Origin of the sequence: Gordonia jinghuaiqii, from assembly GCF_014041935.1 — a bacterium.
GTDB classification, from domain to species: Bacteria; Actinomycetota; Actinomycetes; order Mycobacteriales; family Mycobacteriaceae; genus Gordonia; species Gordonia jinghuaiqii.
This window is the reverse complement of record NZ_CP059491.1, coordinates 3,134,254-3,156,224: the sequence shown is the minus strand read 5'-3', so window position 1 is coordinate 3,156,224 and position 21,971 is coordinate 3,134,254. Positions and strand designations below refer to the sequence as shown.

Below are 21,971 nucleotides of genomic sequence, written 5' to 3'. Positions count from 1 at the left end.
AAAGTGTCGCCGGGTTCCCGTGATGGTGACGAGAATGTAGCGCACAAGGCCTCCTGGGTTGAGACGCTCAGACGACGTCCGCGATTCTCGCGGCGTTCGGTTCGACTTGCCGACTTGGTCTGGACGGACGAATGGTCGTCAAACCGTTTGTGCAGCACAAGGTCTGGATTCCCGAATCTCGTACCTCTGGGGCCCGGGCATCGTACGCCCGTCGCGTTCTGGTGGGCGCGCAGAGTTTGCCTGGCCCCGTCAACCACGGCGCAGGAGCTGTTCCGGGACCGTCGAGTACCCGTCACCCGAGCAGGTGCACGGCATTCGCGACGACCATCGGAAGCCCCTTTTCGAACGTGGACCGTTGGCCCATCAAGGCTGCGCCGACAGCTGCACTTTCACCTCGGGTCTGACTACCTTGCCCTCCTTCGAGCGTCGGTGGTCGGGCCACCCGTGCACCACCTCCGTGTCTGGAGGCTGCCGATCCGTGCCTTGACGAAGGCGATCACGTACTCCGGGTCGGGGGATCTCCCACTTCGTGGCTGTACGACGGCTTCGACAGCTCGTCCCACTTGTCGTCGGGGCAGCCGATGACCGCACAGTCCTGGATGTCGGGATGTGCCAGCAGTGCCTGCTCCACCTCGATGGAGTAGACGTTGAATCCGGCGGCTCGCCGGTTGCCCGACACGTTCGGTCAAAACCGTTGACTGGCCACCTCCTGCCAGTACTGTGTTGCATATCACTAACGCTCGGAGGGAGTGCCGTGATATGGCCGAGATGAAAGAGCTCCATCGCAGCATCGTGGCGTTGCGGCATCACATCGTCACGCTGAAGTCGCAATACGGCGACGTGGACGCCGTTCGCCGGATGACCAACGACCTCGACCGGCTCGAGATCGACCTGCACGACTTCGAACATGCGCCGCCACCGCTGCTGAAGGTCAAGGCGCGCGGCGACGTGGTCTACGTTCCGGACAGCAAGTCGGACGAGTCGGCATGGCTCGGCGCGCAAGACGAAGGGCTGGGCTTCCACTCGCGTGAGCGAACGAAGTGAGCGCCCCCGCGACTGAGCGGGAGAGCGCCGGAGTCGATTCTCCGGGACGGGCGCGCATCCTTGCGCGAACCCTACGACAGGACAGATGGTGGTTGTCGCCGCTGCTGACCGCGCTCGGTCTGGCGGCGTTCATCATCTATGCGACGGTGCGGTCGTTTGTCCGCACCGCCTACTATGTCGCGGACTACCACTACCTGACGCCGTTCTACTCGCCGTGCCTGAGCGAGTCGTGTGTACCGGGGTCGAGTCATTTCGGCACCCCGTTCCCCGAACTCCCGATGTGGATTCCACTCGCGTTTCTGTCGTTGCCGTTTCTGCTCGGCTTCCGGGTGACCTGCTACTACTACCGCAAGGCCTATTACCGGTCGATCTGGTTCTCCCCGCCGGCGTGCGCGGTGGCCGAACCCCACGCGCGGTACACGGGCGAGACCCGACTGCCGCTGATCATTCAGAACTCGCATCGGTACTTTTTCTATGCGGCAGTGGTCATCTCGTTGATCAACACCTACGACGCCATCCTCGCGTTCCATGGGAAGGGCGGCGGCTTCGGCTTCGGGCTCGGCAACGTGATCCTGGTGGTGAACGTACTGCTGCTGTGGACGTACACGGTGTCGTGTCATTCGTGTCGTCATGTCACCGGTGGTCGTCTCAAGCACTTCTCGGCTCATCCGGTTCGGTACTGGATGTGGACCCAGATCTCGAAGCTCAACACCCGACACATGCAGTTCGCCTGGATAACTCTCGGCACGTTGGTGCTCACCGATTTCTACATCATGTTGGTGGCCAGCGGCACGATCTCGGATCTGAGGTTCGTGGGTTGATCGCTCGTTGAGTTCGCAACGCCTGTTGCGCAACTGATGTCACGTGAGGAGTCGCGCTGGATGACCGAGCCGGAACGCTACACATTCGACGTTGTCGTCATCGGCGCGGGCGGTGCCGGTTTGCGGGCGGTCATCGAGGCGCGCGAGAAGGGCTATTCCGTGGCGGTGGTGTGCAAGTCGCTGTTCGGTAAGGCCCACACGGTGATGGCCGAGGGCGGGTGCGCGGCGTCGATGGGTAACGCCAACTCGAAGGACAACTGGCAGACGCACTTCCAGGACACGATGCGTGGCGGCAAGTTCCTGAACAACTGGCGGATGGCGGAACTCCACGCCAGAGAAGCGCCGGACCGGGTCTGGGAACTGGAAACCTATGGGGCGCTGTTCGATCGAACCGACGACGGACGTATCGCGCAGCGCAACTTCGGAGGGCACACCTACCCGCGGCTCGCGCACGTCGGCGACCGGACAGGTCTGGAACTGATCCGGACGATGCAACAGAAGATCGTGTCGTTGCAGCAGGAGGACTACGCCGCCACCGGCGACTACGAGTCACGCATCAAGGTGTTCGCCGAATGCACCATCACCGAGCTGCTCAAAGACGGCGACGCCATCGCCGGGGCGTTCGGGTACTGGCGCGAGTCCGGCCGTTTCGTCGTGTTCGAGGCCCCGGCGGTGGTGATTGCGACCGGTGGCATCGGCAAGTCGTTCAAGGTCACGTCCAACTCGTGGGAGTACACCGGTGACGGGCACGCTCTCGCGCTGCGCGCCGGGGCGAGCCTGATCAACATGGAGTTCATCCAGTTCCACCCGACCGGCATGGTGTGGCCGCCCAGTGTCAAAGGGATCCTGGTGACCGAAGGTGTCCGAGGAGACGGCGGCGTCCTGAAGAACACCGAGGGCAAGCGCTTCATGTTCGATTACATCCCGCCGGTGTTCAAGGGCCAGTACGCCGAGACCGAGGACGAGGCCGACAAGTGGTTGGCCGACAACGACAGCGCCCGTCGGACACCCGACCTGCTGCCACGCGACGAGGTCGCGCGGGCGATCAACGAAGAGGTCAAGGCCGGCCGCGGCACCGAGCACGGGGGTGTCTACCTCGACATCGCCTCCCGCATGCCCGCCGAGGAGATCATGCGTCGTCTGCCGTCGATGCATCACCAGTTCAAAGAGCTCGCCGACGTCGACATCACCGCAGAGCCCATGGAGGTCGGTCCCACCTGCCATTACGTCATGGGCGGGATCGAGGTCGATCCGGACACCGGGGTGTCGCGCGTGCCGGGCCTGTTCGCGGCGGGTGAGTGCTCCGGCGGCATGCATGGATCGAACCGTTTGGGCGGCAACTCATTGTCCGACCTGCTGGTGTTCGGGCGCCGCGCCGGGCTGGGTGCGGCGTCGTATGTGGGATCGCTGCACACCCGGCCCGGGATCTCACCCGACGACATCGACCGGGCGGCGTCGTTCGCGCTGGCGCCGTTCGATCCACCCGCCGGCGGCACGCCGGAGAATCCCTACACGCTGTACACCGACCTGCAACAGACGATGAACGACCTCGTGGGAATCATCCGCAAGGAGGAGGAGATGCAGGAGGCGATCACCCTTCTCGCCGACCTGCGAAATCGACTGGGCGGCATGCAGGTGGAGGGGCACCGGCAGTTCAATCCCGGCTGGCATCTGGCGATCGACCTGCGGAACATGCTGCTGGTCTGTGAGTGTGTCGCGAAGGCCGCGCTCATGCGGACGGAGAGCCGTGGCGGTCATACCCGCGACGACCATCCGTCGATGGATTCGGCCTGGCGCAACTCCCTGCTGGTGTGCACCGCGGATCTGGGCGACGATTCACCGGTCCCCGAGGTGACGGTGGTCAGGGAGGAGCAGACCCCGATGCGGCCGGACCTGATGGAGCTGTTCGAGTTCCAGGAGGTCGAAAAGTACTACACCGCAGCCGAGATCGCCGGCCATCCCGGCGCCGCAGCCGAGATCGCCGGCCATCCCGGCGCCGGAGGCGAGCGAGCCGAGGGACATTCGGAGGACTGACATGGGATACGACGCGAAGTTCCGAATCTGGCGCGGCGACACCGACGCCGGTGAACTCAAGGACTACACCGTGGTCGCCAACGACGGTGAGGTGGTGCTCGACATCCTCCACCGGCTGCAGGCGACCCAGACCCCCGACCTGGCCGTGCGCTGGAACTGCAAGGCAGGCAAGTGCGGCTCCTGCTCGGCGGAGGTCAACGGCCGCCCGAAACTGTTGTGCATGACGAGGATGTCGACCTTCACCGAGGACGAGGTCATCACGGTGACCCCGATGCGTACCTTCCCCGTGATCCGCGATCTGGTCACCGACGTCTCGTTCAACTACGCGAAAGCACGGGAGATCCAGTCGTTCACGCCGCCGGAAGGGTTGAAGCCGGGGGAGTACCGGATGAAACAGGTCGACGTGGCGCGGTCGCAGGAGTTCCGCAAGTGCATCGAATGCTTCCTGTGCCAGAACACCTGCCACGTGGTCCGCGATCACGAGGAGAACAAGGAGGTCTTCGCCGGACCCCGCTACCTGATGCGGATCGCGGAACTCGACATGCATCCCCTCGACGTCGCCGAACGGCCCGACACCGCGCAGTCCGAGCACGGCCTGGGGCTGTGCAACATCACCAAGTGCTGTTCCGACGTGTGTCCCGAGAACATCAAGATCACCGACAACGCGCTCATCCCGATGAAGGAGCGGGTGGTCGATCGCAAGTACGATCCGCTGGTGTGGTTGGGTAACAAGCTCTTTCGAAGGTAGGGGGTCCGAGTGGTGACGCCGGGTCCTGGATGTGACGTCACCACTCGCTGACGTCGACGACCTCCCCCGTTACGTGGCAACGAACCGCTGAACGTCAGAGGCACCGCGGAGGCGCGCTCCACGTCGCGGTTGTCGATCGCCCGCACATGGACGTGCGGCTCCGTGCTGTTGCCTGAATTACCGCAGTGACCGAGCACGTCACCGACCCGTACCCGCTGTCCGGGCCGGACCAGCAGACCGCCTTGCCGGAGACGACAGAGGGCAACCACGACGCCACCGGCTTCGATGAACACATGGTTCCCGGCAAGCGCCACCCAACCTGTCCGCGCACGCACGGTGAGAGCGTGCCGCTCGGTCGCCGGCAACGACATCCACCGCACGCCTCTGATCGCTCCCTCGGTCGCGAGTATTGCATGACGCAGTCGTGCTTTCCCGCAGCTTCCAGTCGTCGGCCGACCTCGCTTGCGCCCAAAGCGGCCAGCTACTTGTCCTCGGATCGGTCGCCCCAGGCTGCGTTGGCGACGACGTCGGCGAACACGATGGCAGGTGCTCCGTTGAGCGCCTCGTTGAGGTGGCCGGGCAAGGTGAACGGTGGCGCTTTCATCGGGTTGTGCGGGTGTTCCCGGATATCGCGGGCTATTGCGTCCCCGAGTGCGTGGCCCAGACCGTGACGGGGCCAGGTGGTGGTGACGCGTTCGATGAAATCTGGTGAGTGGTTTTCCATGCCCATTCCGTCGACGTCGAAGGAGATCCCCGCGGTCGAGATCGCCTGTACGGTGCCAAAGCGGTGTCCCAGACCAAGGCTGCTGTGGAGTGCGATGGACTGCCAGATCGTGGTGATCACCTGATCGTCAACGCCGCCGTGTTCGCGTAAGAACCGTGCTGCGGCGTCGGCGCCTTCGATCTCGAATCGTTGATCCCCGCTTCCATAGTCGGTGAGACCGAGGTCGTGCAGGAGACATGCGAGGTAGAGCGTTTCATCGTCGTAATCGACGCCGCCCTGTAAACCCCACGCAGCGGCGATCTCGCGTCCGAACACATAGCTCCGGACGCAGTGGTTGGAGAGGGGTGAAGAAGAAGTGGTGTTCACCAAATGGAGTGCTGCTGAGCATATTTCGGAATCCGGAAGGTTCCATTCGGTTGGGTCAAGAGCGTCGGTCGCAGTGGTGGATGACTCGGTCATGCGGGGGTCCTTCGCTGTCGGTGGAGGGGGCGATGTCGCTTTGGCGCGTCCAGGGCATCTGGCCGGCCGCGCAGCGCGTCGACGCGTGGGCTCACTGGCGCCCTTTTCGTTCTGTGTGACCCTCCGACTGTGCGCCGAGCGCGCGCCGTTCGCCAGTGGCCGGTAAGACCATGGTCGTAATATATGGGCCATGAATGTTCATCGGGTGACCGTGTTGGCACTTGAGTCGGTGTTGCCCATCGATCTCGGAATTCCGACGCAGATCTTCAACCCACGCCCGGATACGCCCTACGCCTTGAGTATTTGCGGCATTACGCCAGGGGCGGTCAGGACGAGCACGGGTTTCACGATCGGTGTGACGGCGGGCCTGGAGGAGCTCGATCACGCTGGGACAATAATCATTCCGGGTTACCGCGACTATCGGCTGCCACCGCCGGCGGCAGTGTCGGAGGCATTGAACAGAGCGGCACGTCGGGGGGCCAGGATTGCGTCCATCTGTACCGGAGCGTTCGCACTGGCTGCCGCTGGTCTGCTGGACGGTCGCACCGTCACCACACACTGGGCCAGCGCTGACGAGCTCGAGGAGCTGTTTCCCGGAATCACCGTAGACCGCGAGGTGCTCTACATCGATGACACCCCGATACTCACCTCCGCGGGCGTCACCGCCGGGATAGATTTATGTATGCATATGGTGCGCAACGATCTTGGTGCGCATGTCGCCAACACCATCGCCCGTGAACTCGTGGCAGCGCCGCATCGCGACGGAGGTCAGGCTCAGTACATCACCAGACCGCTTCCCGACCCCAGTGCGACAACTCTGGCCGCAACCAGGGAGTGGGCGGCGAGTCGTCTCGGCGAACCGCTGACCCTCGACAGTCTGGCGCAGCATGCCGGGGTCTCAAGTCGGACCCTCACCCGCCTCTGGCGCGCGGAGACCGGAGTCAGTCCACACCGGTGGCTGTTGGCTGCGCGTGTCAACCGAGCCAGGGAACTTCTCGAGAAGACCGACCACACCGTTGAACAGGTGGCCAGTCGGTGTGGCCTCGGCAGCGCCACCAACCTACGCGCGCGGTTCCGAGAGGCGGTTGGTACCACGCCCACCGCGTACCGGAGGGCATTCAGTCAGTCTGCCGTCGCGAATGCACCATCACCAAGTGCTGCACCGACGTGTGCCCGAACATCAAGATCACCGACAACGCGCTGATCCCGATGAAAGAGAGGGTGGTCGATCGCAAGTACGACCCGCTGGTGTTGTTGGGTAACAAGCTCTTTCGAAGGTGGTCGTCGACAGGCGTCGACCGGACCGATGGCGCCCGGCCACCATGGAGGTCCCGTCGCGGGCCACGGTCGCGGTCGGGGCAAGGAGCCGGTCACGGTGTGCAGAAAAGCGCGCCGGGCAGCGGCGGCAAGGGCGGTTTTGCGTCGTTGGTGGACCGCGGCGGGTTCGTCTGCGGCGGCGGAATGAACGATCGCGGCCTGCGCCCAGGTCGGGGTCCGCGGGTACAGGTCGTAGAGCGCTACGACATACCCGGGAGGATCCTCCGCGTCGAAGGGCCCGAGCCCGGCGATCAGCGCTGGGTGATGCGGTCGACGAGTAGGTCGATGATTGCCCGTTGCTCTGCTTCGTCGCCGGGATGTGTGAGTAGACCTTCGACCACGAACGCGATGATGTGGCTCGCCGGTTGCGCATCATCGGGCGGGAGATCGGCGCGGGTGAGTGCATCTGCCATCGCGTGGAAGTTGCTGTGCCATCGATCTATTATTGGCGAGGCGGCGCGGCGCGAATGGACTGTGTCGACAAGGTTGCGCATTGCGGACAACTCTTCGAGCACGAACATGATCTTGTCCGCCAGCGGACGCTGCGCCATCGGTTCGTAGCGCGCCAATGCCTCGATGAGCAGTTCTTCCAGGACGGCCACCAGTAGATGGTCCTTGTCGGGGAAGTACCAGTAGACGGTGTTCGCGGTGACTCGGGCATCGGCGGCGATCTTGCTCAGCGTCGTGTCGTCGTAGCCGTTGTCGACAAAGAGTCGGCGAGCGGAGGTGACGATCTCGTCGCGCTTTTCTGCCCGTGCTCGTGGACGACGATTGGCGGGCATAACACCACTTTACTTGATCTGCGTTCAAGAAGGCGCTACATTCCTTGAATATCAATCAAGAAAACAGGGGGCGACCGTGTCGAGCGGCAACCAGTACACCCAGACTGAAGAGTTCTTCTCGAGCGACGGGGTCAGGTGCGCCGCGACGGTGTATCGACCGAGCGCACCGCTGGGCCCGGTGCCGGTGGTCGTCATGGCTCATGGCTTCGCCGCGACGCGGGGGCTTCGGTTGCCGGCCTACGCGGAACATTTCGCGACCGCGGGATACGCCGTGGTCTTGTTCGACTACCGCTATTTCGGCGACAGCGAGGGTGAGCCACGCCAATTGCTTGATGTCCGATCGCAACTCGACGACTGGCGAGCCGCCATCAGGTTTGCCCGTTCCCTGCAGTTCGCCGATGCCGAACGTGTCGTTGCTTGGGGCACGTCGTTTGCCGGAGGTCATGTGTTGACGTTGGCCGGCCATGGTGAGCGATTGGCGGCGGTCATCACTCAGGTTCCCCACGTCAGTGGGCCGGCGGCGGTGCGCGCCACGGGTCTGCGGCAAGTTCTGCGACTGGCGCCGGTAGGTCTGGCCGACCTCGTCGGATCCTTCCTTCGGCGACCGCCTCGATACGTCGCGGCGGTCGGGCCCGAAAACGCCGTGGCAGCCCTCGCTGCCCCGGGCGCGCTGGCCGCGTTCGAGCGGCTGATTGCAGACTCGAGCATTCGGCGTGGGGATTACCCGGAGACCGTGGCCGCGCGGATCCTGGTGAAGATCGGGCTTTACTCTCCTGCTCGAACTGCCCGAAAGATCTGCTGCCCGGTGCTGATCCAGGTGGCGTTGTCGGATAATATCGCGCCGGCCGCGGCGGCAGTGAAGGTCGCCCGCGCCATCCCCGAGTCGACGCTGCTGCGTTATGAATGCGGCCACTTCGATCCCTACGTCGAGCCCGCCTTTCCCGGCGTGGTCACCGACCAACTCAAGTTCTTGGTTGAGACCGTGCCCGTCAGGTCTCGACAGGCGTGAGAGGTACAGGTGTTGCCGACCTGCCCTTGGGGGGCTCAGAGGCCCTACGTCCCGAGTGTGCGATTGGGGTACGGTCTCGTCGTTGGTGACGAAAAGAGTTGAGCCGCAGCGTGACGACGTCGCCTCTGTTGTCTACCTACCACGTGCTGTGCGGTGATTTCCCGGACGTTTCCGGCCCGCGCAGGGTAGTCGCCGCGAGGTATTGCCGCTCGCTGAATCGCTCATCTGTTCGCCTCGGAAGCGTTGCTTGCCGAGACTCTGCGTACCCACTGCGTATCGGCTGGATATCGTCGCTTTCAGCGGTCTAAGCAAACCTGCGACCTGCGTGTTTTGGTGCCCCCGGTCAGACTCGAACTGACACTGGACGGGTTTTGAATCCGTTGCCTCTGCCAATTGGGCTACGGGGGCCAGTGCTCGGGTTGCCCCGTGCAGGAGCCAACTCTAGATGATCGGCCGATGCGCCTGCCAACCGGTACTCTTCGGATCAACCGAGACATAGTGTGCGGGGTCGTGGAGGAGGGGATGGTGACGGTGACCGACAGTGCCACAACTACGGCGGGTGAGACCACGAAGACACATCGGGTGCTGGTGGCCGAGGACGACTCGTTGATCCGCATGGACCTCATCGAGATGCTCCGCGAAGAGGGGTACGACGTCGTGGGGGAGGCGCCCAACGGGCAGATCGCCGTCGAGCTGACCGAGTCGCTCGCGCCGGACCTGGTGATCATGGACATCAAGATGCCGGTTCGCGATGGCATCGACGCCGCGACCGAGATCGCCGAGAAGCGGCTGGCGCCGGTGGTGATGCTGACCGCGTTCAGCCAGCGGGATTTCATCGACAAGGCGCGTGACGCCGGGGCGATGGCCTACCTGGTCAAACCGTTCACCAAGGCCGATCTGGTGCCGGCGATCGAGGTGGCCGTCAGTCGCTATCAGGAGCTCAAGCAGCTCGAGGGCGAGGTGGTGTCGATGAACGAGCGCCTCGAGACGCGCAAACTCGTCGAGCGCGCCAAGGGGTTGCTCATGGAGAAGCAGGCGCTCTCGGAGCCGGAGGCCTTCAAATGGATTCAGCGTGCGGCGATGGACCGGAGGACGACGATGAAGGCGGTTGCGCAGGTCGTCGTGGAAACGCTCGGGACGAATTGATCTCACCGCCGTGTTCGACGCAATGACCGTGGGCGCAAGTCAGTTTCACTGTCTTTACGCAGCGGCAACAAGATCGCGCTAGCTTTTCTCCCAGCGAGGCGCGGTTGATTGCGTCATCTTTGATGCGCCGCCTTCGTGGCAACTCCAATCGCAAGGAGAACATTGATGTCCTTACGCTTTTTGAAGAGCGGGGCGGTGGTCATGACTGCGGCGGCGGCGCTGGTGGTCGCGGGCTGCAGCAGCTCGGACTCGGGTTCCGACGGAGGTTCCGAGGCGTCATCGAGTGCCGCGGTCGAATCCACCCCCGCACCACCGGGCCTGGGCCTGGCCCAGAAGCTGGCCTGTAACCCGCCCAAGGCCACCCCGGGGCCGGTCAGTACCGCCGCGCTGAAGATCGGCACGCTGCTCCCCGAAACCGGCTCGCTGGCGTTCCTCGGGCCGCCCATGGTCGCCGGCGTCAACCTGGCCATCAAGGACATCAACGCCGCCGGCGGCGTGCTCGACAAGCCGGTCGAACTGGTCACCGGTGACTCCGGCGACACCACGACCGACACGGCCAACGCCACCGTAGACCGCGAATTGTCGTCCGGTACCCAGGTCATCATCGGCGCGGCGTCGTCGTCGGTGTCGCTGAAGGTCATCGACAAGGTCGCCAATGCCGGTGCCGTCATGTTCTCGCCGGCCAACACCTCCGACGAGTTCACCTGCTACCAGGACAAGGGTCAGTACTTCCGTACCGCTCCCACGGATGTCCTGCAGGCGCAGGCACTCTCGCAGACCATGGCCGAAGACGGCGTCCAGCGCGTGTCGATCCTGGCGCTCAACGACCCCTACGGCACTGGCCTGGCCGACAACACCGTCCGCGATCTCGAGGCCGCAGGTGTGCCGGCCGATCAGATCCAGAAGATCATCTACGACCCGAACGCCCAGTCGTTCAACGCCGAGGTCGACCAGGTGAAGAACTTCAACCCCGACGGCATCGCCGTCATCGGCTTCGAGGAGAGCGCGAAGATCCTCACCCGCATGCACGAGATCGGCATCGGCCCGAGCGACGGCAAGCTGGTCTACGGCGTCGACGGCAACATGGGCAACGCGCTCGGCGAAGCAGTCGGGTCCGGTCTGCTCAAGGGTATGAAGGGCACCACGCCTCTCACCCAGACCAGCGGTGATTTCCAGGCCGCGCTCAAGGAGGTCGACTCCGGTCTCATCGACTACAACTACTCCGGTGAGAGCTACGACGCCGCCGTCCTGAGCGCGCTCGCGGCCAGCGCGGCCAAGTCGACCGACGGTCGTACGATCGCGGCCAACATCATCGGCGTCACCAACGGCGATGAGGAGTGCGACTCGTACAAGGCGTGCCTGGATCTCCTCAACAGCGGCAAGACGATCGCCTATGTCGGCAAGACCGGCAAACTGGCGTTCAATGCCGCGGGTGAGCCCAGCGTCGGCTCCTACGGAGTGCTGGAGTTCGACGACAGCAACAAGCTGCTGACCCCGACGCGCAAGTACGTCTCGGTCGCCGCGCAGTAAGCAGCCGCACGACAGACAGAGGACCCTCGGCCTCCGGGCCGAGGGTCCTCAGTCTGTGGCTCGCTGTCGTGTTCGGTACCGCTCACAAATTCCGCAACCCGCGCACGTTTTTCTGGTGAGCGGCTACGGAAAGGGTGAGCGCGGGCTACTACTTCTCCGAACTCCCCGCGAGGGTGCCCAGGTAGAGCTCGATGATCTTGGGGTCGTTGGCCAGGTTGCGGCCGGTGTCGGTGTAGGCGTTGCGGCCCTGGTCGAGGACATAGCCGCGGTCGCAGATCTGCAGACAGCGACGAGCGTTCTGCTCGACCATGATGATCGAGACCCCGGCGGCGTTGATCGCCTTGCAGCGGATGAAGACCTCGTCCTGGAATATGGGGGACAGGCCTGCCGACGGCTCGTCGAGCAGCAGCACCGCGGGTTCCATCATCAACGCCCGCCCCATGGCGACCATCTGACGTTCGCCGCCGGACAGGGCGCCCGCCTTGACCTTTCGGCGTTCCGACAACAGCGGGAACAGTTCGGAGACGAACTCGAAACGCTTGGTGAAGGTCTTGGGGCGGAGGTAGACGCCCATCTCGAGGTTCTCCTCGATGGTCAGCGCGGGGAACACGTTCTGCGTCTGCGGGACGTAGCCGACCCCCTTGTCGACGAGCACGTGGGCCTTGGCCGAGGTGATGTCGTCGCCGCGGAGGGTGACCGATCCCTTGCGCACCGGGATCAACCCGAACAGCGTCTTGAGCAGCGTCGATTTGCCTGCGCCGTTGGGGCCGATGATGCCGACGATCTCGCCGTCGTCGAGGTAGAAGTTGCACCCTTCGAGGATGTTGATCCCCGGCAGGTAACCGGCGGTGATGTCGTCGGCGCGCATCAGCGCCTTGCCCGCCAGTTTCCGATGCTCCTCGGCGGTGGCCGCGAGCTGTGCGGGCGTCGACGATTCCGCGCCCGGTTCTGTGCTCATCACTCGCCCTCCTTGTGGGTCGAGACCTCCGAGGTGGGGTCGGCGCCGGTAGCGGTCGGCGGCAGTTCGGTGACCTCGGAGAGGTCGCCGCCTTCTTCCAGAGTGGCCTCGATGGCCGCCGAGACCTTCTCGGCGAGTACCGCAGTGGCACCGACGGGACGGCCCTGATCGTCGAACTCCAGAGCCTGATCGTGGTGTCCACCGAGGTAGGCGTCGACGACGGCCTCGTTGTCTCCCAACCGATCCGGAAGGGACTCGGCGATGATCTGCCCCTGCGCCATCACCACCACCCAGTCGCTGATGTCGCGGATGACGTCCATGTCGTGTTCGACGAAGACCACCGTGACGCCTTCGTCGCGCAGCGACTTGATGTGTTCGAGCAGGCTCTGGGTGAGTGCCGGGTTGACGCCGGCCATCGGCTCATCGAGCATCACGATCTCGGGATCGGTCATCAGCGCGCGAGCCATCTCCAACAGCTTGCGCTGGCCGCCGGACAGCGACCCCGCGTAGTCATGCGCCTTGGTGCCGAGCTGGAACCGTTCGAGCAGTGCGTTGGCGCGCTCGGTGATCTCGGCCTCCTGCTTGCGCCACGTCCACGGCGCGAGCGCTGCCAGGAAGTGCTCGCCGCGCTGGCCCGTGGCGCCGAGTTTGACGTTGTCGAGGACCGTCAGCTTGGCCAGCGCCTTGGTGAGCTGGAACGTGCGCACCATGCCTCGACGCGCGACCTGATGGGGAACCATCCGCCCCAGCGACTCGCCGTTCAGCGACCAGGTTCCCGAGTCCGGTTTGTCGAAGCCGGTGATCAGGTTGAAGAAGGTGGTCTTACCGGCCCCGTTGGGGCCGATGAGGCCGGTGATGGCCCCGCGCTGGACCTCCAGATGATCCACCTGGACGGCCTTCATGCCGCCGAAGGTGCGAGAGATGTTGTCCGCCACGATGATCGGGTCGGGCTTGGGCGAGCCGGCCACCGGGGACACCTCGCCGAACAACTGGAGACGTCGGGCCGCCGACAACGTCGTCAGATCCCGGCGGGTGGCCCTGGTGTGCGTGAACTCAGGGCCGTGCTGATCGGTCCCGGGCTGATCGGTGCCGGGCCCGTCGGCCGGTGTCGTCGGCGGGGTCGGCGATCCGTCGTCGGCCGAGTGACGGCCCCGGCGGGACGAGGATTCATCAGGCATCGAGCTGCACCTCCCTCTTGTTCCCGAGCAGTCCTTGCGGCCGGAACACCATCATCAGGATGATCGCCAGACCGAGCAGGACGTAGCGGAACGCGCCGACCTGCTGTGCCGACAGGTTCAGCAGCGGATCGTCACCCGAGGTCGCCTGGCGTAGCAGGGCGTCGGGGACGGCGAGCAGGAACCAGAACAGCATGGCGCCGAGGACCGGCCCGAACACCGTCGCCGCACCGCCGAGGATGAGGGCCCCGTAGGCGAAGAATGTCTGCGCCGTGGAGTAGAAGTCCGGATTGATCGATTGGGTGGCAAGCGAATTGAACACACCGGCGAGCCCGCCGATGCAACCGCCGAGGACCAGCGCCTGCATCTTGTAGAAGTAGGCGTTCTTACCCAGCGAGCGGGCGGCGTCCTCGTCCTCCCGCACGGCCTTGAGGACACGCCCCCACGGGCTGTGTACCAGGAGGTACACCATCAGGCACAGGAGTCCGACGACGATCCAGCCCACCACCATCGACCACAGGTCGCCGCCGAGGAACTTGACCCCGAAGAACGAGTACTGCTTGCCGTTGTCGAACGGGCTGATCGAGAAGAAGCTGCTCGCGTACCCGTAGATGCCGTTGGTGGAGTGCGTGAGGTCGTCCGTCGACGTCGAGCGGAAGACCAGACGCAGGATCTCCGACGCGGCGATGGTGACGATCGCCAGATAATCTGCGCGCAGACGCAGAGTCGGGATACCGAGGACCACCGCGAGCATGCCGGCCGCGGCGATGCCGACGATGGCGCCGAGCCACAACGGCTGGTCGTAGTTGACGGCCATGATGCCGACCCCGTACCCGCCGAGCAGGGCGAAGCCGATCTGCCCGAAGTTGAGCAGCCCGGCGTAACCGAAGTGCAGGTTGAGGCCGATGGCGAGCAGGGCGTAGAAGATCGCCGACGGGCCGATCAGCTGTGCGATGGCGATCTGGAGTGCTGAGACGATGTCCATGGGTCAGCCGATCCTCGCTCGCGAACCGAGAATGCCCTGGGGCCGGATGGTCAGGATGATGATCAGGATCAACAGGCCACCGATGTATTTGAGGTCCGGACTGAGGATGTAGGTCGACAGCTGTACCAGCAGGCCGACGATCAGACAGCCGAGCAACGCGCCGTACGCGGTGCCGAGGCCGCCGAGGGTGATGCCGGCGAACATCAGCAGGAGGAGTTTGAAACCCATCTCCCACTGCACACGGCCACCGAGCTCGGAGAGCGCGAACATCACGCCGCCCAGCGTGGCCAGCCCGCCCGCGAGTGCCCAGACGAACAGGATGACGCGGTCGACGTCGATGCCCGAGGACTCGGCGAGGTCCTTGTTGTCGGCCACTGCGCGCATGGCCTTGCCGATCCTGGTGCGCTGCAGCATCAATGCCACCGAGAGGAGGACGACGATGCTGATGACAATGCATGCGAGGTTGACCGGGGTGATCGCGAACGGTCCCGAACCGATCTGCGTCTGGGCCTGATAGTCGTTGAACGGTTCGGCCCGGTCGGAGAAGAAGATCAGGATCAGATACCGCAGCATGATCGACAGGCCGATCGACACCACGAGCATCGCGATCAGCCCTGTTCGGCGTCTTCGCAGTGGTCGCCAGAGGCCGAGTTCGTTGAGGATGCCGATCCCCACGCCAACGATGACCGCGAGGATCGTCGCCGGGATCAGCTGGACCCCGAGCTTGACGTTGATCACCCACGCGATGACCGCCCCCAGGGTGACCAGTTCGCCGTGCGCGAAGTTGGTCAGGCCCGTGGTGCCGAAGATCAGGCTGAGGCCGACCCCGGTGATCGCGATGATGAGGCCGAAGCGGATGCCGTCGATCGTCAGTCGGGTGAGCTCGGAGACCGCCGAGATCTCGGTGCCGGTTCGGACGTCGCCGAAGGAGAAGATCACCGGTCGCGGGGTTCCGCCGCTGACGTCGACCGGGAGCTCGGATTTCTGCACCGCGACCCCGTCGGGGAGCGACTCGGTGTCGATCACGATGGTGTACTCACCGGGCGCGACATTGATCGACCACGCGCCCGTCGCCGACGACGTGGCGCTTCCGACGACCGTGCCCGACGCGTCCCTTGCCGCGAGCTCCACAGCCTCGACCTTCTCCTGGCCGTTCTTCAAGACACCGAACACGCGCACCGTGTCGGTGGGCGCGGCGGAAGCGGTCGTCGTCCCGAATAGCCCGCACAGGATCGACGCCGCGATGAGCAGCAGCACTGCGACCGAGGCGGGTCGCTTCGTCGAGCGGGAGGACGGCGGATGGCTCCGGTGATCGGTCTTGCGACCGGAGTCGTCATCGGCCACGAGCGACGCCTGTGAGGCAGGCTCTGACATCGAGGGTGGTTCCTCCTTCTGATCCCGCGCGCACGAATTCCGAGGCACTTCCCGGTGACAACAGCTCCGCCCGTCGACCACCGGCCGGCATCGGCGAAGCGGACGCACAGGCGTGTGTGCGTGTCACCCTGCGGGACCTTAGCGTCAGCATCGTCGCGGCGTGACGACAACGACGTTTCCCGGAAGTAACATCTCCGGAAGGCCGTGGGCCGCCGAAGGAACGCCGCAATGTGCTGTCGGAGACCCGATTCGGGCCGTACGCTGGTCCAATGGTCCCGGTCACCGTCTCCCCAGGCAAGGATGTCGAGCTCGCCAGCGCTCTCCTCGCGCAAGCCTTCGCCGACGACCCGGTGACCGTGTGGATGCAGCCGGACCCGACACGACACCGAGCGATGTTCCGCACGCTGCTCACACATATCCACGGCAGGGGTTCGACGCTGGACATCGCGCTGCGCGACGGTCAGCCCGTCGGCGCCGCGGCCTGGGACCCGCCCGGACACAAGATCTCGGCCAAGGGACAGGTTCTGTCGTCGTGGGAGTTCTTCCGTCAGCTCGGCCCGCGTATGAACCGGGGGATGAAGCTGGAGCAGGAGTTCGCGAAGCGTCGCCCCAAGGAACCCCACTGGTATCTGGGACAGATCGGTGCACCCGTCCACGGCGTCGGTGTCGGTACCGCACTGATGCGGCATCGGCTCGACCAGATCGACGGTCCCGCCTATCTGGAGAGCTCCAACGCCCGCAACGTCCCGCTCTACGAGAGGTTCGGGTTCGAGGTGACCGAGGAGTTCTCCCTGCCGCTCGACGGGCCCAGGGTCTGGGCGATGTACCGGCCCATGTGAGCGGTCCGGGCAGTCCCATGTGAGGTGTCGGGACGCATCACTAGACTTTGCGACTGTGAGTCCAGCGCAGAGTTCCCCGGCAGCAACCCCCGCCCAGGCAACCCCCGCCCAGGCAACCGACGTTCAGGCCGCCGGTGGCAAGGCGCCCCGCGGCAAGGGCAAGACGAAGCAACCGGTGTTGATGCTGCTCGACGGGCATTCCCTGGCATATCGAGCGTTCTTCGCGCTTCCCGCCGAGAACTTCAAGACCCATTCCGGCCAGACGACCAACGCCGTCTACGGCTTCACCTCGATGCTCATCAACCTGCTGCGCGACGAGGAGCCGACCCACATCGCCGCGGCGTTCGACGTCTCGCGTAAGACGTTCCGCTCGGAGATGTTCCCGGAGTACAAGGCCCAGCGCTCCAAGTCGCCGGACGAGTTCAACGGGCAGGTCGACCTCACCAAGGAGGTCCTCGACGCGCTCGGTGTCACGGTGATGGCCATCGAGGGATACGAGGCCGACGACATCATCGCGACCCTCGCCACCCAGGCGCGCGACGAGGGTTACAAGGTCCTCATCGTCACCGGTGACCGTGATGCGCTGCAGCTCGTCGATGCGTCTACCACCGTGCTCTACCCGCGCAAGGGCGTGTCCGACCTCACCCGGTTCACGCCCGAGGAGGTCGAGAAGAAGTACGGCCTCACACCCACCCAGTACCCCGACTACGCCGCGCTGCGCGGAGACCCCAGCGACAACCTGCCGGGCATCCCGGGCGTCGGGGAGAAGACCGCATCCAAGTGGATCCGTGAGTACGGCTCGCTCGCCGCCCTCGTCGATCATGTCGACGAGGTCAAGGGCAAGGTCGGCGACGCCCTGCGTGCTCACCTCGCGTCGGTGCAGACCAACCGTCAGCTCACCGAACTCGTCCGCGACATGCAGCTACCCGCCGGCCCCGACGACCTCGCCATGGTCGGGTGGGATCGCGAGCGCATCCATCAGCTGTTCGACGACCTCGAATTCCGGGTGCTCCGCGACCGACTCTTCTCCACGCTGAGTTCCGTCGAACCCGAGGCCGAGGCCGGCTTCGATCTCGACGGCGCGGTACTCGGCACCGGACAGGTCGCCTCCTGGATCACCGAGCACGCCCGCACCGGGCGCACGGGTCTCGAGGTGACCGCGCCGCACATCGTCGTCGGCTCCGATCCGAGCGGCGTCGCACTCGCGGCGGCCGACGGTACCTCCGCTTACGTCGATGTGACCACACTCAGTCCGGAAGATGAAGCGGCACTGGCCGATTGGCTCGCCGATCCGACGGCGCTCAAGGCCGTCCACGAGGCCAAGTGGGCGGTGCACGCACTGCGCTCACGTGGCTGGAAGCTCGACGGTGTCACCAGCGACACCTCGCTCGCCGCCTACCTGGTGCGGCCCGGTCAGCGCAGCTTCAACCTCGATGACCTGGCCCTGCGTTACCTGCGTCGGGAACTGCGAGCCGACGGAGAAGCCGGCGACGGGCAGATGTCGCTGCTCGACGACGACACCGAGGGCAAGGTCGCCGAGCAGCACATGCTCTCGGCGCGGGCGGTACAGGAACTGGCCGACACCCTCGACACCGAACTCGACCGCATCGATTCCAAGCCGCTGCTCACCGACATGGAGTTGCCGCTGTCGTTCGTACTCGCCGATCTCGAGGCAGCGGGTATCGCGGTCGACGTCGATCACTTCGGGGCGCTCGAGCAGATGTTCGCAGACCGCATCCGTGCGGCCGCCGAGTCGGCGTACGAGGTCATCGGCGAACAGATCAATCTGGGCTCGCCCAAACAGCTTCAGACGGTCCTTTTCGACAAACTCGACATGCCCAAGACCAAGAAGACCAAGACCGGCTACACGACGGACGCCGACGCGTTGCAGTCGCTGTACGAGAAGACCGAACATCCCTTCCTCGCACACCTTCTCGAACACCGCGATGCGACACGGCTGAAGGTCACGGTCGACGGACTGCTGAAGTCGGTCGCCGACGACGGCCGAATCCACACGACGTTCAACCAGACGGTCGCCGCGACCGGCCGGCTGTCATCGACCGAACCCAACCTGCAGAACATCCCGGTCCGCACCGAGGCGGGCCGCGAGATCCGCCGTGGCTTCGTCGTCGGGTCCGACACCCGGAGCGGGACCGACTTCGAGTGCCTGATGACCGCCGACTACAGCCAGATCGAGATGCGGATCATGGCCCACCTGTCGGAGGACGCGGGGCTCATCGAGGCCTTCAACACCGGAGAAGACCTCCACAACTTCGTCGGGTCGCGCGCCTTCGGCGTGCCGATCGACGAGGTCACCACCGAGATGCGTCACCGCGTCAAGGCGATGTCGTACGGACTTGCTTACGGGCTCAGCGCTTTTGGTCTCGCCGCCCAGCTCAAGATCAGCCGCGAGGAAGCCAAGGACCAGATGGAGGCGTACTTCGCGCGATTCGGTGGGGTGCGCGACTACCTGCACGACGTCGTCGCCGAAGCCCGACGCAACGAGTACACCGCGACCCTCTTCGGTCGCCGCCGTTACCTGCCGGATCTGAACAGCGACAACTGGCAGCGCCGGCAGTCCGCGGAACGCATGGCGCTCAACGCCCCGATCCAGGGCACCGCCGCCGACATCATCAAGGTCGCGATGATCAACGTCCACAAGCGACTCGCCGCCGAGCAGCTGACGTCGCGGACTCTGCTGCAGGTGCACGACGAACTCGTCATCGAGGTGGCACCCGGTGAGCGGGACGCGGTCGAGGCCGTGGTTCGCGAGGAGATGGGCAACGCCATCACGCTGTCGGTGCCGCTGGAGGTGTCGGTCGGTTTCGGGCGCTCGTGGGACGATGCGGCCCACTGAGCGGGCGGCTCACCTGATGCCCGACAACGCCAGACGGATCGGTGTTCTCGTCGGCGACGGCATCGGCGTGGAGATCGTGCCGGCCGCGGTCGCCGTCGCCGATGCCGCCGCACATGCGGAGGGAATCGAGATCGATTGGTGTGAGCTGCCTTTCGGTGCCGCGGCCATCGAATCCCACGACGACCCGGTCCCGCCGGAAACCCTGTCGGCGCTCGACGATCTGGGTCTGTGGCTCGTCGGACCGCACGACTCCGCGTCGTATCCGGCGCAGCACAGCGCCCGCACTCCGGGCGCGGTCCTGCGAACCCGCTACGGACTGTTCGCCAATCTGCGTCCTGCCAAGGCATTTTCGGGGGTACCGGCAGTCAAGCCCGACATCGATGTGCTGATCGTGCGGGAGAACTCCGAGGGCCTCTACGCCGATCGCAACATGGCCGTCGGCAGCGGAGAGTTCATGCCGACCGCCGACGTCGCACTCTCGGTCGGACTGGTCACGCGTGCCGCCAGCGAGCGCATCGCGCGCGTGGCCTTCGCCGCCGCAGCCGACCGTGCCGCGCCGGGACGCCCCGGACGGGTGACGATCGTGCACAAAGCGAACGTACTCCGACTGACCACGGGACTTTTCCGGGACGTGTGCCGGGAGGTGGCGACCGAGTTCGCGGAGATCGAGGTCACCGAACAGCACGTAGACGCGATGGCGGCGCTACTCGTCCGACGCCCCGCCGACTTCGACGTCATCGTCACCGAGAACCTGTTCGGCGACATCCTGTCGGACCTCGCCGGTGAGCTGGCCGGGTCACTGGGCATCGCCGGGTCGGTCAACTGTTCGGAGACCCAGGTGATGGCACAGGCGACCCATGGCGCCGCCCCGGACATCGCCGGCCGCGACGTCGCCAACCCGGTCGCGATGATCGCCTCGGTCGCGATGGGCTTCCGGCGGTACGGACTGATGACCGATGACGCGGCACTGATCGCCGTGGCGGGCCGAATGGAGTCCGCGGTCGCCGACACCCTCGCAACGTCGGTCGCCACTGCGGACCTGGGCGGCACCGCATCGACGACCCGGTTCGCGGCTGCGGTGGCACAGCAGGTCGTCCGGACCCGCGTCGAAGGGGCGGCCGGCACATCCGAACACACATGAACCCCCGGTGGCGAGCCGGTATGCCACATGCGAACTACAGTGAGTTCGTTCGAACGGTCTTGACGAAGGGAAGTGGTGTGTCACCGGCCTCTACGCCGCTTGCCCGGGCCAACGGGGAACGTTCGGCTCGCCGTCACCTCATCCGGCTCCTCGGGATGCTGCTGGTACTTGTGTTCGCGGTGACCGGGTGCGTGGACAACGAGGCGCGCGAGAGCGCCAACCAGGTCACCCCGATCGACGTCGACGTCGCGAAGGTGCCCGACATCGCCGCGCTCGTTCCGCCGGAGATCGCACGGACCGGGCGCCTCGTCGTCGGGGTGAACGTGCCCTACCAGCCCAACGAGTACAAGGACGCGTCCGGCAAGATCGTCGGTTACGACGTCGACCTGATGAACGCCGTCGCCAAGGTCCTGGGACTGACCCCGGTGTACAAGGAGTCGCAGTTCGACACGATCATCCCGTCGGTGCAGGCCGGTACCTACCAGGTGGGTATGTCCTCGTTCACCGACACCCTCGAGCGTGAGAAGCAGGTCGACTTCGTCACCTACTACAGCGCGGGGGTGCAGTGGGCTCAGGGCGCCGACAACGACGACGACATCGATCCCGACAACGCCTGCGGACTGCGCGTCGCCGTGCAGACCACCACCTATGAGGACACCGACGAGATCCCGGCCAAGAGCGAGGCCTGCGTCGCGGCGGGCAAGCCGGCGATCGACAAGGTGAAGTTCGACAGTCAGGACGAGGCGGTCAACGCGTTGATCCTGGGTCGCGTCGACGCGATGTCGGCCGATTCGCCGGTCACCGCCTACGCGATCAAACGCACCAAGGGCCGGTTGAAGCCTGCCGGCCCGGTGTTCGACTCCGCCCCCTACGGGTGGGCCGTACGCAAGGGTTCATCCTTGGCGCTCGCGATGCAGCGAGCCGTGCAATACCTCATGGACAACGGACAGTATGAAGAGATCGCGGCCAACTGGGGCCTGGAAGAGGGCGCAATCGATGTCTCCGAGATCAACGGCGCGGTGAGCTGA

The 21,971-nt window shown here is 65.2% G+C and carries 19 protein-coding genes, 1 tRNA gene and 2 pseudogenes; 13 read left to right on the top strand and 9 right to left on the bottom strand.

Features of this window, described 5'->3' with window-relative positions:
* Positions 1–496: 496 nt before the first annotated feature.
* The gene (locus H1R19_RS13990; RefSeq protein ID WP_219849342.1) at positions 497–679 is read right to left on the bottom strand and encodes an AMP-binding enzyme; all 183 of its coding nucleotides are present in this window, start codon (positions 677–679) and stop codon (positions 497–499) included.
* Between the two features lie 80 nt (positions 680–759).
* On the opposite strand from H1R19_RS13990, the gene H1R19_RS13985 reads away from it, so the two are divergent.
* The 4 genes from H1R19_RS13985 to H1R19_RS13970 are packed head-to-tail and all read left to right on the top strand — an operon-like array spanning position 760 to position 4,647.
* Positions 760–1,044 (top strand): hypothetical protein, encoded by a 285-nt coding sequence (locus tag H1R19_RS13985; RefSeq protein WP_188327936.1) that lies wholly within the window; start codon positions 760–762, stop codon positions 1,042–1,044.
* Positions 1,041–1,865 carry a hypothetical protein gene (locus tag H1R19_RS13980; RefSeq protein WP_188327937.1) on the top strand — a complete coding sequence of 275 codons (825 nt, stop codon included), beginning with the start codon at positions 1,041–1,043 and terminating at the stop codon, positions 1,863–1,865. Before H1R19_RS13985 ends, H1R19_RS13980 begins: the two co-directional genes overlap by 4 nt.
* Before the next feature lie 60 nt (positions 1,866–1,925).
* Positions 1,926–3,899 carry a fumarate reductase/succinate dehydrogenase flavoprotein subunit gene (locus tag H1R19_RS13975; protein ID WP_219849341.1) on the top strand — a complete coding sequence of 658 codons (1,974 nt, stop codon included), beginning with the start codon at positions 1,926–1,928 and terminating at the stop codon, positions 3,897–3,899.
* A gap of 1 nt (position 3,900) precedes the next feature.
* Positions 3,901–4,647, top strand: coding sequence for a succinate dehydrogenase/fumarate reductase iron-sulfur subunit (locus H1R19_RS13970; RefSeq protein WP_188327939.1), 747 nt, complete (start codon positions 3,901–3,903; stop codon positions 4,645–4,647).
* A 143-nt stretch (positions 4,648–4,790) separates the two neighbouring features.
* Here the strand turns inward: H1R19_RS13970 and H1R19_RS23260 are convergent.
* A pseudogene (locus H1R19_RS23260) lies at positions 4,791–5,018 on the bottom strand (M23 family metallopeptidase); the annotation flags it as partial.
* 110 nt (positions 5,019–5,128) lie between these two features.
* Complete coding sequence (locus tag H1R19_RS13960; RefSeq protein ID WP_219849340.1) at positions 5,129–5,830, bottom strand: HD domain-containing protein; 702 nt, start codon at positions 5,828–5,830, stop codon at positions 5,129–5,131.
* A 190-nt stretch (positions 5,831–6,020) separates the two neighbouring features.
* On the opposite strand from H1R19_RS13960, the gene H1R19_RS13955 reads away from it, so the two are divergent.
* Complete coding sequence (locus H1R19_RS13955; RefSeq protein ID WP_219849339.1) at positions 6,021–7,034, top strand: GlxA family transcriptional regulator; 1,014 nt, start codon at positions 6,021–6,023, stop codon at positions 7,032–7,034.
* A pseudogene (locus H1R19_RS13950) lies at positions 6,971–7,108 on the top strand (succinate dehydrogenase/fumarate reductase iron-sulfur subunit); the annotation flags it as partial. The gene H1R19_RS13955 and the pseudogene H1R19_RS13950, both read left to right, overlap by 64 nt.
* A 290-nt stretch (positions 7,109–7,398) precedes the next feature.
* Here the strand turns inward: H1R19_RS13950 and H1R19_RS13945 are convergent.
* Positions 7,399–7,929, bottom strand: a complete 531-nt coding sequence (locus tag H1R19_RS13945) for a TetR/AcrR family transcriptional regulator (protein WP_219849338.1) — start codon at positions 7,927–7,929, stop codon at positions 7,399–7,401.
* 76 nt (positions 7,930–8,005) lie between these two features.
* Between H1R19_RS13945 and H1R19_RS13940 the strand changes: the two genes are divergently transcribed.
* A complete protein-coding gene (locus H1R19_RS13940; RefSeq protein WP_219849337.1) occupies positions 8,006–8,938 on the top strand; it encodes an alpha/beta hydrolase in 933 nt (310 codons plus the stop codon).
* 331 nt (positions 8,939–9,269) lie between these two features.
* Here the strand turns inward: H1R19_RS13940 and H1R19_RS13935 are convergent.
* Positions 9,270–9,346, bottom strand: a tRNA-Leu gene (locus H1R19_RS13935).
* Between the two features lie 114 nt (positions 9,347–9,460).
* Between H1R19_RS13935 and H1R19_RS13930 the strand changes: the two genes are divergently transcribed.
* Positions 9,461–10,084 (top strand): ANTAR domain-containing response regulator, encoded by a 624-nt coding sequence (locus tag H1R19_RS13930; RefSeq protein WP_188327945.1) that lies wholly within the window; start codon positions 9,461–9,463, stop codon positions 10,082–10,084.
* A gap of 165 nt (positions 10,085–10,249) precedes the next feature.
* The gene (locus H1R19_RS13925; protein ID WP_188327946.1) at positions 10,250–11,614 is read left to right on the top strand and encodes an ABC transporter substrate-binding protein; all 1,365 of its coding nucleotides are present in this window, start codon (positions 10,250–10,252) and stop codon (positions 11,612–11,614) included.
* Positions 11,615–11,762: 148 nt separating this feature from the next.
* Here H1R19_RS13925 and H1R19_RS13920 read toward each other — a convergent pair whose 3' ends face one another.
* Genes H1R19_RS13920 through H1R19_RS13905 form a run of 4 tightly spaced genes read right to left on the bottom strand, consistent with a single transcriptional unit; the run spans position 11,763 to position 16,106 of the window.
* Positions 11,763–12,572, bottom strand: a complete 810-nt coding sequence (locus H1R19_RS13920; protein WP_188327947.1) for an ABC transporter ATP-binding protein — start codon at positions 12,570–12,572, stop codon at positions 11,763–11,765.
* The gene (locus H1R19_RS13915) at positions 12,572–13,750 is read right to left on the bottom strand and encodes an ABC transporter ATP-binding protein (RefSeq protein ID WP_219849336.1); all 1,179 of its coding nucleotides are present in this window, start codon (positions 13,748–13,750) and stop codon (positions 12,572–12,574) included. The genes H1R19_RS13920 and H1R19_RS13915 overlap by 1 nt, the downstream gene beginning before the upstream one ends.
* Positions 13,743–14,732: a branched-chain amino acid ABC transporter permease gene (locus H1R19_RS13910; RefSeq protein WP_188327949.1), complete on the bottom strand. Its 990-nt coding sequence runs from the start codon at positions 14,730–14,732 to the stop codon at positions 13,743–13,745. Before H1R19_RS13910 ends, H1R19_RS13915 begins: the two co-directional genes overlap by 8 nt.
* 3 nt (positions 14,733–14,735) lie before the next feature.
* Complete coding sequence (locus tag H1R19_RS13905) at positions 14,736–16,106, bottom strand: branched-chain amino acid ABC transporter permease (protein WP_219849335.1); 1,371 nt, start codon at positions 16,104–16,106, stop codon at positions 14,736–14,738.
* A gap of 269 nt (positions 16,107–16,375) precedes the next feature.
* Between H1R19_RS13905 and H1R19_RS13900 the strand changes: the two genes are divergently transcribed.
* From H1R19_RS13900 to H1R19_RS13885, 4 genes are all read left to right on the top strand, one after another.
* Entirely contained in the window at positions 16,376–16,945 is a 570-nt protein-coding gene (locus H1R19_RS13900; protein WP_219849334.1) for a GNAT family N-acetyltransferase, read from the top strand.
* A gap of 55 nt (positions 16,946–17,000) precedes the next feature.
* Entirely contained in the window at positions 17,001–19,802 is a 2,802-nt protein-coding gene (gene polA, locus H1R19_RS13895; RefSeq protein WP_219849333.1) for a DNA polymerase I, read from the top strand.
* A 16-nt stretch (positions 19,803–19,818) separates the two neighbouring features.
* Complete coding sequence (locus H1R19_RS13890; protein ID WP_219849332.1) at positions 19,819–20,943, top strand: isocitrate/isopropylmalate dehydrogenase family protein; 1,125 nt, start codon at positions 19,819–19,821, stop codon at positions 20,941–20,943.
* Positions 20,944–21,098: 155 nt separating this feature from the next.
* Positions 21,099–21,971, top strand: a complete 873-nt coding sequence (locus H1R19_RS13885) for an ABC transporter substrate-binding protein (RefSeq protein ID WP_219851677.1) — start codon at positions 21,099–21,101, stop codon at positions 21,969–21,971.

Coding starts and splice junctions, on each gene's coding strand:
- H1R19_RS13970 (WP_188327939.1), top strand. CDS start 3,901: ATGGGATACGACGCGAAGTTCCGAATCTGGCGCGGCGACACCGACGCC.
- H1R19_RS13975 (WP_219849341.1), top strand. CDS start 1,926: ATGACCGAGCCGGAACGCTACACATTCGACGTTGTCGTCATCGGCGCG.
- H1R19_RS13930 (WP_188327945.1), top strand. CDS start 9,461: ATGGTGACGGTGACCGACAGTGCCACAACTACGGCGGGTGAGACCACG.
- H1R19_RS13960 (WP_219849340.1), bottom strand. CDS start 5,830: ATGACCGAGTCATCCACCACTGCGACCGACGCTCTTGACCCAACCGAA.
- H1R19_RS13905 (WP_219849335.1), bottom strand. CDS start 16,106: ATGTCAGAGCCTGCCTCACAGGCGTCGCTCGTGGCCGATGACGACTCC.
- H1R19_RS13925 (WP_188327946.1), top strand. CDS start 10,250: ATGTCCTTACGCTTTTTGAAGAGCGGGGCGGTGGTCATGACTGCGGCG.
- H1R19_RS13955 (WP_219849339.1), top strand. CDS start 6,021: ATGAATGTTCATCGGGTGACCGTGTTGGCACTTGAGTCGGTGTTGCCC.
- H1R19_RS13915 (WP_219849336.1), bottom strand. CDS start 13,750: ATGCCTGATGAATCCTCGTCCCGCCGGGGCCGTCACTCGGCCGACGAC.
- H1R19_RS13900 (WP_219849334.1), top strand. CDS start 16,376: ATGGTCCCGGTCACCGTCTCCCCAGGCAAGGATGTCGAGCTCGCCAGC.
- H1R19_RS13885 (WP_219851677.1), top strand. CDS start 21,099: ATGCTGCTGGTACTTGTGTTCGCGGTGACCGGGTGCGTGGACAACGAG.
- H1R19_RS13945 (WP_219849338.1), bottom strand. CDS start 7,929: ATGCCCGCCAATCGTCGTCCACGAGCACGGGCAGAAAAGCGCGACGAG.
- H1R19_RS13890 (WP_219849332.1), top strand. CDS start 19,819: ATGCCCGACAACGCCAGACGGATCGGTGTTCTCGTCGGCGACGGCATC.
- H1R19_RS13910 (WP_188327949.1), bottom strand. CDS start 14,732: ATGGACATCGTCTCAGCACTCCAGATCGCCATCGCACAGCTGATCGGC.
- H1R19_RS13920 (WP_188327947.1), bottom strand. CDS start 12,572: ATGAGCACAGAACCGGGCGCGGAATCGTCGACGCCCGCACAGCTCGCG.
- H1R19_RS13985 (WP_188327936.1), top strand. CDS start 760: ATGGCCGAGATGAAAGAGCTCCATCGCAGCATCGTGGCGTTGCGGCAT.